Consider the following 13,099-nt stretch of genomic DNA (forward strand, 5'->3'; position numbering starts at 1 on the left):
GAAGCATGTTAGAAAATGGCGATTTGATTTTTGTGAGAGATGAGTCGGACATGGGGCAGGCCATACAGACTTCCACAGGCAACTATAACCATGTTGCCATTTATTTGGATGGGATGATTTACCACGCTAGTGGAGAATTTGGTGTGGTCTGTCAGGAACCGGCAGATTTCTTTGAATCCAATCATTTGTACGATATTTATATCTACCCAGAAATGGATATCCAGTCTGTGAAGGAAAGAGCTTGCAAACATCTAGGAGCACCCTACAATGCTTCTTTCTATCCAGATGGAGCTGGTTTTTACTGTTCCCAGTATATGGCAGAAATCCTATCGATTTTTGAAACCATTCCCATGAAATTTGGGGATGGGAAGCAGGAGATTAGTGACTTTTGGAGGGAGTATTACAGAGAACTAGCTCTGCCTGTTCCTTTGAACCAGCCGGGGACCAATCCCAGTCAGTTGGCAGCATCGCCTCTGTTAGAATGTAAAGAAAGGAATCTTCATGATTCAGATTTTTAATCCATCTCGTTTGACGAGACAGCCATTTTTTGGAGAATTGATTCGCTATCTGGACCAGCATGATGATGTTATTTTGAGAGAAATTAAGGCTCAATTTCCAGATGTGGCAGTTGATAAACTCATGGAAGAGTATATAAAGGCAGGCTTGATTCGTCGGGAAAATAAGCGCTATTACCTTAATCTTCCAATGCTGGAGTCACTTGATAGTCTTGAACTGGATCAAGAGATTTTTGTCAGCGAATATAGTCTGGCCTATCAAGCCTTGTTAGAGCAGAGTTTTGAGACGGAATTACGAAATCAAACCAATGCAGCTATTTTAGTTGAAAAGACGGACTTTGCGAGATCAAAAATGACCCTGTCCAATTATTTCTACAAGGTCAAACATCAGTATCCTTTGACAGAAAAACAGCAGGAACTCTATGACATTTTGGGAGATGTCAATCCTGAGTATGCTCTCAAATATATGACGACTTTTTTGCTAAAATTTCTCAAAAAAGATCAACTGATGCAGAAACGCCGTGATATCTTTGTGGACAGTTTAGTTGTCCTAGGTTATATTGTCCACAAGGAAGATGGAAAGTATGAGTTGGCCGTCGATTTTGATAAGGAAAGATTAACTTTCTACTTGGACTGATTTCTGGTTTCTGAGCACATTGTTTGACTTTCCTTAGTATTCGGTATAAACTATATGTAACCGGTAACACATATCGGAATAAAATTAAAGGAGACAATCATATGTCACTTGAAAACAAATTGGAACAAGCAACAGGCGCTATCAAAGAAGGATTTGGTAAAGTTACTGGGGATAGCAAGACTGAGGCAGAAGGCGCTGTAGAAAAGACAGTTGCTAAGGCAAAAGAAGTAGTTGAAGATGCTAAAGGTGCTGTAGAAGGTGCCGTTGAAGGTTTGAAAAACGCTTTTAAATAAAGATAAAAAAATCAAGGGTTTCATTTCCCTTGATTTTTTACTATCTTATAAATAATTTTCTGCGATGGCTGCATCTCCAGGATAGGCTTCTTTCTTACCTTGGACGATTTGGTAGCAATCGGCTCCCTTACCAGCAATAATAACTGCATCTAATTCTTGACTTGTGATAGTCATCGCTGCCTTGATGGCTTCTTGTCGATCCGCAATTTTTTCAACAGGATGATTGATATAGCTACTAATTTCATCTGCAATGGACATTGGATCTTCATAGTTGGGGTCATCAGCCGTCAGAAAGACTTGAATCTCAGGGTGTTGATTAAGGAGGAGGCCAAAGTCCTTACGACGACTTTCTCCCTTATTTCCTGTCGAACCGAGAACCAGAGCAATCTTTCCTGTTTGATGAGTCTCTACAACATTGATTAGTTTTTTCAGACTATCCCCATTGTGGGCATAGTCGATGAAGACCTTGGCTCCATTTTTCTGGGTGAGGACTTCCATACGACCAGGAACACGGGTTGCAGCAATTCCTTTTTTGATGTCCTCAAGACTAGCTCCGAGACGGAGGCAAGCAAGTCCGGCAGCAACGGCATTTTCTTGGTTGAAGTGTCCAATTAGTTGGATATCATAATCTCCAGCGAGTTTACCCGTAGCTGAAAAACTAAAGGCTTTGGAATTCTCAATTTGGTTTTCAGACTGGCTACCATAAAAATCATGGTCTTGATATTCAACTTGTTCTTTCAAGACAGAAAAGTGGTCCATGTCACTGTTAATGATGACTGCTCGGCTATTTTCCATCAAGAGACGTTTGTGGTAGAAGTAGTCTTCAAAGCTAGGGTGTTCAATCGGGCCGATATGGTCGGGGCTGATATTGAGGAAAACTCCCACATCAAAGGTTAGACCATAGACACGTTTGACCAGATAGGCCTGACTGGATACCTCCATGATGAGGTGAGTACGGTCATTTTGCACAGCTTGATTCATCATGTCAAAGAGGTCAATACTCTCAGGGGTTGTCAATGCAGACTTAAAGAAAGTTTCGCCATCTAGAGTTGTGTTCATAGTTGACAACATAGCAGGTCGATGCCCTTGAGATAAGATGTTATAGGCGAAATAGGCTGCTGTTGTCTTACCCTTGGTTCCAGTAAAGGCAAGGAGTTTGAGTTTGTCCTGTGGATTTCCATAAAATTCCATGGCAATCAAACTCATGGCTTTCTTGATATCACTGACGATAATAGCAGGAATACCAACTTCATAGTCTTCTTCAGCCATATACCAACCGAGGCCTTGAGAGATGGCTGAAAGCAGAAATTCCTTCTTAAAGGAAGCCCCCTTGACGAAAAAGAGGCTCTTCTCTTTGGCCTTGCGGCTGTCATAACAGATGGTATCAAATACGACATGGCTGTAGTTGTAGTGATAGTGTCCTTGGTCGATAATCTCACGGAAGAGACTATCTTTCTTTAAAATATCTAATACGGTTTCAATCTTAATCATACTTTCTATTGTAAACCGAAAGTCGTAAATTTACAAGTGACAAGGAAAAGTTTATAATGGAAGATGAGGAATTTTTCCTAGTGATTAAAATTAAATGAGGAATCTATGTCTAACGAAAACAATCACCAGCAGGCCCAGATGTTACGGGGGACTGCTTGGCTAACGGCTAGTAACTTTATCAGTCGTCTACTCGGTGCCATTTATATCATCCCTTGGTATATCTGGATGGGGTCTTATGCGGCTACAGCAAATGGTCTCTTCACCATGGGCTATAATATCTATGCCTGGTTCTTGCTGGTTTCAACAGCAGGGATTCCAGTTGCGGTGGCCAAGCAAGTGGCCAAGTATAATACCATGCGAGAAGAAGAGCATAGCTTTGCCCTGATTCGGAGCTTTTTAGGCTTTATGACAGGACTAGGTCTGGTTTTTGCTTTAGTCTTGTATCTCTTTGCTCCATGGCTAGCAGACTTGTCGGGTGTAGGGAAAGACCTGATCCCAATCATGCAGAGTTTGGCTTGGGCGGTCTTGATTTTCCCATCTATGAGTGTGATTCGAGGTTTCTTCCAAGGGATGAATAACTTGAAACCTTATGCCATGAGCCAAATTGCTGAGCAGGTCATTCGTGTTATCTGGATGCTCTTAGCTACCTTTATGATTATGAAAATGGGCTCAGGAGATTATCTAGTAGCGGTTACCCAATCCACCTTTGCTGCCTTTGTCGGCATGGTAGCTAGTTTTGCAGTTTTGATCTATTTCCTTGCCAAAGAAGGATTACTTAAAAGAGTCCTTGAAACAGGAGATAAGATAAACAGCAAGCGTCTTTTGGTCGATACCATTAAGGAAGCCATTCCTTTTATCCTGACAGGGTCTGCTATCCAGCTTTTCCAGATTTTGGATCAGATGACCTTCATCAATAGTATGAGCTGGTTTACCAACTATAGTAATGAAGACTTGGTTGTCATGTTTTCTTATTTCTCAGCCAATCCTAATAAAATCACTATGATTTTGATTTCCTTAGGAGTTTCGATTGGTGGTGTAGGCTTGCCACTTTTGACCGAAAACTATGTTAAAGGTGATTTGAGGTCTGCCTCTAAATTGATTCAAGATAATCTAACGATGCTTCTATTGTTTCTTTTTCCTGCAACAGTGGGAGTGGTCATGGTCGGTGAACCTATTTATACCATATTTTACGGGAAGCCAGATGGTTTGGCATTAGGTTTGTTTATCTTTGCGGTCTTGCAGTCAACCATTTTGGGTGTATATATGGTTTTGTCACCAATGCTTCAGGCTATGTTCCATAACCGTAAAGCAATCCGTTACTTTTTCTATGGTTCAGTTGCTAAGCTAGTCTTGCAATTACCAACAATTTATCTTTTTCACAGTTATGGTCCTTTGATTTCAACATCAATCGCTCTTATCATCCCTATTCTATTCATTTATCGTGAACTATGTAGGGTAACAGGAATGAGAGGTAATGTGGTATTTAGGAGAACCATTTTAATCAGTTTGTTGACTTTTGTTATGTTCATCGGTGTAGGCGCTATTCAGTGGATACTGGGATTTGTCTTCCAACCAAGTGGACGTTTGTGGAGTTTTCTATATGTAACTCTTATCGGTGCAATGGGTGGAGGAGCTTATGGAATTATGAGCCTCCGTACCCGTTTATTGGATAAGGTGATTGGAAAAGCCCAAGCAGATCGCTTACGAATCAAATTAAAGTTAACTTAAAAAATATTTATAAATAAAAGGGATAATTTGAACATTTCTATCATGAAATGCTTGAATTATTCTCTTTTTTATTAATTTGTAGAATGATAACTAAAGTTTGTAGATGGTAATTTTATTTTTCTTAAATTTTACTTAAAAAACTATTGACTAAATAAAACTCAAGTTGTATAATAAGACAAATATTTAAATCAGGAGGTTCTGGAGATGAAAAAGTCTAAAGCCAAGTATGCAGCACTTGCAGGTGTCGTTTTAAGCGCAGGCATTTTATTAAGCGCGTGTGGGAATTCTAGCACAGGGTCAAAAACATATAACTATGTTTATACTAGTGATCCATCTAGTTTGAATTATCTAGCAGAAAACCGTGCAACAACCAATGATATCGTAGTTAATTTGGTAGATGGGCTCATGGAAAATGACCAATATGGGAACTATATCCCATCCTTGGCAGAGGATTGGAGTGTATCCAAGGATGGTCTGACTTATACCTACAAACTGCGTAAAGATGCTAAATGGTATACTGCAGATGGAGATGAATATGCTCCAGTAACTGCCCAAGATTTTGTAACTGGTTTGAAATATGCGGCTGATAAAAAATCAGAAGCCTTGTACTTAGTACAAGAATCCGTCGCTGGTTTGGATGACTATATTACTGGTAAAACAACAGACTTTTCAACTGTAGGTGTTAAGGCGATTGATGACCAGACAGTTCAGTACACTTTGACACGACCAGAATCTTACTGGAACTCAAAAACAACATCAACTATTCTCTTCCCAGTCAATGCAGATTTCTTGAAATCAAAAGGGGATGATTTTGGGAAGGTAGACCCATCTAGTATTTTGTACAATGGACCTTTCTTGATGAAATCCTTTGTTTCAAAATCGGTTATTGAATTCAAGAAAAATCCTAACTACTGGGATGCTAAAAATGTCTTTGTAGATGATGTGAAATTGGCCTATTATGATGGTAGTGACCAAGATGCACTGGCTCGTAACTTTGGTGAGGGAGCTTATAGCTATGCTCGTCTCTATCCAAATAGTTCAAGTTTTGAAGGAATTAAAGAAAAGAATAAGGACAATATCATCTATAGCTTGCAAGATGCTACTTCTTACTTCTTAAACTTTAACCTAGATAGAAAATCTTATAAATTCACTTCAAAAACAAGTGATGCTGAGAAGAAATCGACTCAAGAAGCGGTTCTTAACAAAAACTTCCGTCAAGCCATCAACTTTGCATATGATCGTACAGCTTACGGGGCTCAATCTCAAGGAGAAGATGGTGCAACTAAGATTTTGCGTAACTTGGTTGTTCCTCCAAACTTTGTAAGTATCAACGGAAAAGACTTTGGTGAAGTAGTAGCCTCTAAGATGGTCAATTATGGTAAGGAATGGCAAGGAATCAACTTTGCGGATGCCCAAGATCCATACTACAATGCTGAAAAAGCCAAAGCCAAATTTGCTGAAGCTAAGAAAGAACTCCAAGCCAAAGGAGTTCAATTCCCTATCCACCTGGACATGACAGTTGACCAAGCTGCTAAAAAGGGTGTCCAAGAGGCAAACTCTATGAAGCAATCTATTGAGGCAGCTTTAGGTGCAGAAAATGTCGTAATTGATATTCAACAACTCACTACTGAAGATTATGATAATACAAGCTATTTGGCTCAGACAGCAGCTCAGAAGGATTATGATCTTTACAACGGTGGTTGGGGTCCTGATTACCAAGATCCTTCAACCTATCTTGATGTCTTTAATGTTAATTCTGGTGGTCTGATGCAAAATCTAGGTTTAGAGCCAGGTGAAGCCAATGACAAGGCCAAGGCTGTTGGACTAGATGTCTACACTCAAATGTTGGAAGAAGCCAATAAGGAACAAGATCTTGCAAAACGCTATGAAAAGTATGCTGATATCCAAGCGTGGTTAGTAGATAGCGCTTTAGCAATTCCAAATGTGTCTAAGGGTGGAACACCAGTATTGAGAAAGACAGTTCCTTTCTCAGAACCATATTCATTAGCTGGTAATAAAGGTATTGAATCATATAAATACCTCAAAGTACAAGATAAGACAGTCACAAAAGAAGAATATGAAAAAGCCAAAGAAAAATGGCTGAAAGAAAAAGAAGAATCCAATAAAAAAGCCCAAGAAGAATTGGCAAAACACGTCAAATAAGGATTTTTCAAGAAAAACGATGGTTTCGAAAGAAGCTGTCGTTTTTTATATAGTTTGAAACTATAACTAGCTCTTGAAAAGAAGAAAATGAGTTGATGAAAATAAGTGGTACAATAGTTACTATAGATTTGGAGGTATTGTATGAGCAAGGAATTACACATTAACACAATTTTGGCCCAGGCGGGTATCAAGTCAGATGAAGCGACAGGAGCTTTGGTGACACCGATTCATTTTTCGACGACTTATCAGCACCCAGAGTTTGGTCAGTCTACTGGATTTGACTATACGCGCACCAAAAACCCAACTCGCAGTAAGGCGGAAGAAGTCTTGGCGGCTATTGAGTCCGCAGACTATGCCCTAGCGACTAGCTCAGGTATGTCAGCTATTGTACTGGCCTTTAGCGTCTTTCCAGTAGGAAGTAAGGTCTTGGCTGTCCGTGACCTTTATGGTGGTTCTTTCCGCTGGTTCAACCAAGTGGAGCAGGAAGGCCGTTTCCATTTTACCTATGCCAATACAGAAGAAGAGTTGATTGCCGAGTTAGAAAAGGACGTGGATGTTCTCTATATCGAAACCCCAACCAATCCCTTGATGTTGGAATTTGATATCGAAAAACTAGCAAAATTAGCTCATGCTAAGGGTGCCAAAGTGGTGGTAGACAATACCTTCTACAGCCCTATCTACCAACGTCCGATTGAAGATGGAGCAGATATCGTTCTCCATTCAGCAACTAAGTATCTAGCAGGCCACAATGATGTCTTGGCTGGAGTGGTTGTGACCAATAGTTTAGAACTATACGAGAAGCTTTTCTACAATCTCAATACGACAGGGGCAGTCTTGTCACCATTTGACAGCTATCAATTGATTCGTGGTCTCAAAACCTTGTCTCTTCGTATGGAGCGCTCAACAGCCAATGCTCAAGAAGTGGTTGCTTTTTTGAAGGATTCTCCAGCAGTTAAGGAAGTTCTCTACACTGGGCGTGGAGGGATGATTTCCTTTAAAGTAGCAGATGAAAAACGTATTCCTCATATTTTGAACAGCCTCAAGGTTTTCTCTTTTGCAGAAAGTTTGGGTGGGGTAGAAAGTCTCATTACTTATCCAACGACACAAACTCATGCCGATATTCCAGCAGAAGTGCGCCATTCTTATGGTTTGACAGATGACCTCTTGCGCTTGTCAATTGGGATTGAAGATGCTAGAGATTTGATTGCAGATTTGCGCCAAGCATTAGAAGGATAAGACAAAGATGGGAAAATATGATTTTACAAGCCTGCCCAATCGTTTAGGGCATCATACCTATAAATGGAAAGAGGCGGAAACGGATAGCGAAGTTCTACCAGCTTGGATAGCGGATATGGACTTTGTAGTCTTGCCTGAAATCCGCCAAGCCGTGCAAACTTACGCTGATCAACTGGTTTATGGCTATACCTATGCCAGTGAAGAGTTAATTAAGGAAGTTCAAAAGTGGGAAGCTACACAACATGGTTATCACTTTGACAAAGAGGCTCTTGTCTTTATCGAGGGTGTGGTACCGGCCATCTCAACAGCTATTCAAGCCTTTACAAAAGAAGGCGAGGCTGTTTTGATTAACACGCCTGTCTATCCACCTTTTGCTCGCAGTGTCAAGTTGAACAATCGTAGATTGATTACCAATTCTTTGGTGGAAAAGGATGGTCTGTTTGAGATTGACTTTGATCGACTTGAAAAGGATTTGGTGGAAGAGGATGTCAAACTCTATATTCTTTGCAACCCTCACAATCCTGGTGGACGTGTTTGGGAAAAGGAAGTGTTGGAAAAGATTGGCCAACTCTGCCAGAAACACGGTGTTTTCTTGGTTTCGGACGAGATTCACCAAGATTTGGCCCTCTTTGGTCACAAACACCATTCTTTCAATACCATTAATCCTGCCTTCAAAGATTTTGCGATTGTCTTGAGCAGTGCCACTAAAACCTTTAATATTGCGGGGACAAAAAATTCCTATGCAATCATTGAAAATCCTAAGTTGAGACTGGCTTACCAGAAACGCCAGTTGGCCAATAATCAACATGAAATTTCAGGCTTGGGTTATTTGGCGACAGAAGCTGCCTATCGATATGGGAAGGATTGGCTAGAGGAACTCAAGCAAGTCTTTGAAGACCACATCAATTATGTGGTGGATTTATTTGGTAAAGAGACTAAAATCAAGGTCATGAAACCGCAAGGGACCTACTTGATTTGGCTTGATTTTTCAGCCTATGACTTGACTGATGAAAAATTACAAGAGCTTTTGAGAAATGAAGCCAAGGTTATCCTTAACCGTGGTTTGGATTTTGGAGAGGAAGGAAGTCTCCATGCCCGCCTCAATGTAGCTATGCCTAAATCTCTACTGCAAGAAGTGTGTCAGCGGATTGTGACGACTTTTGCCAAACTTTAAAAATCCAGCCTTCTAGGAGAAAAGTATCTCTAGAAGGCTATTTTCATAGGGGAAAATATGGTATAATAAAAAGATAAGGTAAAGGTAAAAATATGGCTAAATTGATTCCGGGGAAGGTCCGTATCGAAGGCGTTGCCCTTTATGAAACTGGTAAGGTTGACATCATCAAGGAAAAGAACAATCGCCTCTATGCTCGTGTTGCAGAAGAAGAATTGCGCTATAGTTTAGAGGATGATTTGGTTTTTTGTGCTTGCGATTTTTTCCAAAAGAGGGGCTACTGTGTGCATTTGGCGGCGCTAGAGCATTTTTTAAAAAATGATGAGCGGGGTCAGGAAATCTTGCAGAGTCTGGAAGAAGGTCATGAAGAAAAAGAGGCCGTTGAAACCAAGGTGACCTTGGGAGGCAAGTTTTTGGATCGAATCTTGTCTCCAAAAACAGAACGAGCCTATGAATTATCGGCTGTCGGTCAGGTGGAAGCAGGAACCAATCATATCTTGTGGACGCTGAGAATCGGGCAAATCAATAGTCAAAAATACTACGTCATTCGGGATATTCCACTCTTTTTAAAAGTCGTCGAGAAGAGAAAACCCTATATGATTGGCAAAACTTATGAGGAGTCTCTGTCTTGGGAAGCCTTTAATGAAGAAAGTCAAGAACTTCTGACTTTCTTGCGGGGACTAACGGAAGAAGGACTGGCTCCAGATCTCTTTTTCCAAAATCAAGGTCGGCACCTCTTTTTCCCTCTGACCTTTTTTGAGCAGGGTGTGAATTTACTGATGGCCTTGCCGCATTTTCAATTTGACCATCAAGTGGATAGCTACCAAACCCTGCTCTTTCAGGATATGCATGCGGATGCTAATCTTTTTGCCTTTACAGTAACAGAATACTCTGACTATTTTGAAATGGAAATCAGTGAGACTCATAGGGTCAATGTCTTTTATCAGGGAGCTGTGCTTTTCCATAAAGGACAGGTTTATTTTCTAACAGACCAGCAGATGTGTCTTCTCAAAGAAATCAAAGCGCTACCTGTGGATCAACACAGAAAGAAATATTTGCAATTTGATAGCAGTGACCGCGATAAATTTGCTTACTGTTTAACTCTTTTTAGCCAGATGGGGACCGTTTCAGCTCCAGAACGTCTACATATCAAAACTTTTGAACCCTCTTTTTACTTTGACAGGGAAGAAGACAATCGGATTCGTTTAGAAATTCAGTTTGATTATGGAGACAGGAAGGTATCTAGCCGACAAGAGCTAGAAGAATTACCTTTTTCGAGTGATGCTGACTTAGAAGAAAGAGTTTTCCAAGTCTGTTTGGCAGCTGGATTTGAAGCAGACTTTCAATCTTGGCGTCAGGCCTTAAAAGCCGAGTCTGTTTATCATTTCTTCCATGACATCATTCCAGTTTTTGAAAAACTCGGGAATGTTGATCTATCAGACAAGCTAGAAGAAATTTATAGCCTAGCAAGCCCTCAAGTGCAGATTGCTTCCAAGGGAGGTCTCTTGGAAATCCAGTTTGATTTTCAAGATATTGCCCAAGAGGAAATTGACCAAGCCATGCAGGCCTTGGTTGCCAATCAAGATTTTTACATTGGTGCGTCCAATCAAGTCTACTTTTTCGATGAAGAAACCAAGAAAATTCGCCAAAATCTACAGGAACTGGGGCAGTTTGAATTAAAAGATGGGGCCTTGCAGGCTCGAAAATCTTTGGCTTATAGTTTAGCCCATCTCTTTGAAGGACGAGATCGTGTTTCTTTTTCACAAGAATTCCAGAATCTGGCCCAGGATTTGACGCATCCAGAGGACTTTCCTTTGCAAGCAACTCAGGTTCAGGCTGATTTACGAGATTATCAGGAAAAGGGAATTGGCTGGCTGCAAATGCTCCATCATTATGGTTTTGGTGGGATTTTGGCTGATGATATGGGATTGGGGAAAACCCTTCAGACCATTGCTTTTTTGACCAGTCAAGTGACAAAAGAAAGTCGGGTTTTGATTTTAGCTCCGTCGGGTTTGATTTACAACTGGGCAGATGAATTTCAGAAATTTGCTCCACAGTTGGATGTGGTTGTTGTTCATGGTTTGAAAGCTAGTCGTGAGGAGATTCTTGCCGTTAGCCATCAAATCTATGTGACGAGCTATGCTACCTTCCGTCAGGATAGTGATCTTTATCAGGGGATGGCCTTTGACTTCCTTTTCTTAGATGAAGCTCAGGTCATGAAAAATTCCCAAACTAAGATTGCCCAGACCTTGAGACAATTTGTGGTGCCGTCAGTCTTTGCCTTGTCAGGAACTCCTATTGAAAACCATCTGGGTGAGTTGTGGTCTATTTTCCAAATCGTCATGCCAGGACTCTTGCCAAGCAAGAAAGAATTTATGAAATTACCAGCTGAGCGCGTTGCTCAGTTTATCAAACCTTTCGTTATGAGGCGCAAGAAAGAAGAAGTGCTGACTGAATTACCAGACTTGATTGAAGTGGTTTACAAGAATGAACTGGAAGACCAGCAAAAGGCTATTTACCTAGCTCAGTTGCAACAGATGCGAGACCGTCTGGCTCAAGTGTCAGATCAGGAATTCCAGCGAAGTCGGGTGGAAATCTTGTCTGGTCTGATGCGCTTGCGCCAAATCTGTGACACCCCTGCCCTCTTTATGGAGGATTATCAGGGTGCCAGTGGTAAACTGGATAGTCTCCGAGACCTGCTGGTACAGGTGGCAGACGGCGGACACCGTGTCTTGATTTTCTCGCAGTTCAAGGGAATGTTGGAGAAAATTGAACAAGAACTGCCAGACTTGGGCTTGACATCCTTTAAAATTACGGGTTCAACCCCAGCCATAGAAAGACAAGACATGACTAAAGCCTTTAACCAAGGGGAAAGAGATGCCTTTCTGATTTCCCTCAAGGCTGGTGGTGTCGGTCTGAATCTGACAGGTGCTGATACGGTTATTTTGGTTGACCTTTGGTGGAATCCTGCGGTGGAAGCGCAAGCTATTGGCCGTGCCCATCGGATGGGGCAGGAAGAAACGGTTGAGGTTTATCGCTTAGTGACCAGGGGAACCATTGAAGAAAAAATTCAGGAACTCCAAGAACAAAAGAAACATCTGGTGTCACAAGTATTGGACGGCACAGAGTCACGTGGCAGTCTGACCCTAGCAGAAATTAGAGAAATTTTGGGAATTTCTGAAGCCAACACTTGAAAAATCAAGACAATACGCTATAATGAAGTGTTGAAAGGAAATAGAAAATGAGAGAAGAACGATTTCCATTGGTGTCAGATGATGAGGTCATGCTGACTGAGATGCCGGTTATGGACCTATATGATGAATCTGACTTTATCAGTAATATCAAGGGAGAATACCGTGATAAGAATTATCTGGAGTGGGCCCCTATTACTGAAGAAAGACCAGAAAAACCGATTGAAAAGCCAGTAGAGAAGCCTAAGAAGGCTGGTTTAGGAGTTAAAAAAGAAGGAAGGAGCTATGCGGAGGTAGCGCGTGAAGAAGCGCGTGCGGATTTGAAAAAGAAACGCTCAGCAAGCTATCTGACTAAGGATATTACTCCTACAAGACGCCATCCTCAGCCAAGTCTAGTTAGACAGGGCAATCAACCTACAGCTCCTTTCCAAAAGGAAAATCCTGGTGAATTTGTCAAATACAGTCAAAAATTGACTCAGTCTCATTACATCTTGGCGGAAGAAGTGAACAATATGTCGACTCAAGCTGAGTCAAAAGAAACTTCAAGTCCAAAGAAAAACAACTATGATTTTCTGAAGAAGAGCCAAATCTACAATAAAAAGAATCAACAAAAAGAACAAGAACGTCAGGTGGCCCAAGAGTTGAATCTGACAAGAATTACGGAATAGGGGAGA

Annotated in this window: 10 protein-coding genes; 9 read left to right on the top strand and 1 reads right to left on the bottom strand. The window is 41.1% G+C overall.

Annotated features, from left to right (window positions below):
• Window positions 1-5 precede the first annotated feature (5 nt).
• The 3 genes from DXN33_RS01550 to DXN33_RS01560 all read left to right on the top strand — a co-directional run bounded on the left by DXN33_RS01550 (window position 6) and on the right by DXN33_RS01560 (window position 1,445).
• Complete coding sequence (locus tag DXN33_RS01550; RefSeq protein ID WP_115904143.1) at window positions 6-518, top strand: YiiX/YebB-like N1pC/P60 family cysteine hydrolase; 513 nt, start codon at window positions 6-8, stop codon at window positions 516-518.
• Window positions 502-1,152: a DUF1803 domain-containing protein gene (locus DXN33_RS01555; RefSeq protein ID WP_115904144.1), complete on the top strand. Its 651-nt coding sequence runs from the start codon at window positions 502-504 to the stop codon at window positions 1,150-1,152. Before DXN33_RS01550 ends, DXN33_RS01555 begins: the two co-directional genes overlap by 17 nt.
• A gap of 101 nt (window positions 1,153-1,253) precedes the next feature.
• On the top strand, window positions 1,254-1,445 hold the full coding sequence (locus DXN33_RS01560) for a CsbD family protein (protein ID WP_000051184.1): 192 nt from the start codon (window positions 1,254-1,256) through the stop codon (window positions 1,443-1,445).
• A gap of 45 nt (window positions 1,446-1,490) precedes the next feature.
• Here the strand turns inward: DXN33_RS01560 and DXN33_RS01565 are convergent, their stop codons facing one another.
• Complete coding sequence (locus DXN33_RS01565) at window positions 1,491-2,936, bottom strand: UDP-N-acetylmuramoyl-L-alanyl-D-glutamate--L-lysine ligase (protein WP_115904145.1); 1,446 nt, start codon at window positions 2,934-2,936, stop codon at window positions 1,491-1,493.
• Window positions 2,937-3,041: 105 nt separating this feature from the next.
• On the opposite strand from DXN33_RS01565, the gene DXN33_RS01570 reads away from it, so the two are divergent.
• From DXN33_RS01570 to DXN33_RS01595, 6 genes are all read left to right on the top strand, one after another.
• A complete protein-coding gene (locus tag DXN33_RS01570; RefSeq protein ID WP_115904146.1) occupies window positions 3,042-4,664 on the top strand; it encodes a polysaccharide biosynthesis protein in 1,623 nt (540 codons plus the stop codon).
• 204 nt (window positions 4,665-4,868) lie between these two features.
• Complete coding sequence (locus DXN33_RS01575) at window positions 4,869-6,827, top strand: peptide ABC transporter substrate-binding protein (protein ID WP_115904147.1); 1,959 nt, start codon at window positions 4,869-4,871, stop codon at window positions 6,825-6,827.
• A gap of 141 nt (window positions 6,828-6,968) precedes the next feature.
• On the top strand, window positions 6,969-8,063 hold the full coding sequence (locus DXN33_RS01580; protein WP_115904148.1) for a cystathionine gamma-synthase: 1,095 nt from the start codon (window positions 6,969-6,971) through the stop codon (window positions 8,061-8,063).
• Between the two features lie 7 nt (window positions 8,064-8,070).
• Window positions 8,071-9,237 carry a MalY/PatB family protein gene (locus DXN33_RS01585; RefSeq protein ID WP_115904149.1) on the top strand — a complete coding sequence of 389 codons (1,167 nt, stop codon included), beginning with the start codon at window positions 8,071-8,073 and terminating at the stop codon, window positions 9,235-9,237.
• A 92-nt stretch (window positions 9,238-9,329) separates the two neighbouring features.
• Window positions 9,330-12,428 (top strand): DEAD/DEAH box helicase, encoded by a 3,099-nt coding sequence (locus DXN33_RS01590; protein ID WP_115904150.1) that lies wholly within the window; start codon window positions 9,330-9,332, stop codon window positions 12,426-12,428.
• 47 nt (window positions 12,429-12,475) lie between these two features.
• Window positions 12,476-13,093, top strand: a complete 618-nt coding sequence (locus tag DXN33_RS01595; RefSeq protein WP_115904151.1) for a cystathionine gamma-synthase — start codon at window positions 12,476-12,478, stop codon at window positions 13,091-13,093.
• The last annotated feature ends 6 nt before the right edge of the window (window positions 13,094-13,099 follow it).

Source organism: Streptococcus sp. NM (genome assembly GCF_003390135.1).
Classification (GTDB): domain Bacteria; phylum Bacillota; class Bacilli; order Lactobacillales; family Streptococcaceae; genus Streptococcus.